This window comes from Gilvimarinus sp. 1_MG-2023 (assembly GCF_030548285.1).
In genome coordinates, this window is the sequence record NZ_JAUOSC010000578.1 from 1 (window position 1) to 323 (window position 323).

1 pseudogene is annotated in these 323 nt (G+C 54.2%); it reads right to left on the reverse strand.

The annotated features are described in order from the left end of the window. A pseudogene (locus tag Q4563_RS18160) lies at window positions 1-203 on the reverse strand (hypothetical protein); the annotation flags it as partial. Between the last annotated feature and the right edge of the window lie 120 nt (window positions 204-323).

Consider the following 323-nt stretch of genomic DNA (forward strand, 5'->3'; position numbering starts at 1 on the left):
GTGTGTGCGTGCGTACCCAACGCCTGCAGTGAAGGAATCGCGCTGAGGATGGCGTAGGTCACAGTAATCACCGGCACCAGCGCAAACAGCGTGGTATAGGTCAGGGCAGCGGCATCGCGCCGACGCTCCATCGACTCGAACCGTTTAAGGGTTTGCCAGATCAGTCGCAGTACCCGGCGACCACGGCGGAAAGCGGTGAGCATCTAAAGCTTCCTTGTTACAATCACTACCAATTGGTTGACTATTTAAGAGTGTACACAGCATGAGTGATATACAGATTTACCACAATCCCCGTTGTTCCAAGTCGCGGGAGACCCTGAAAC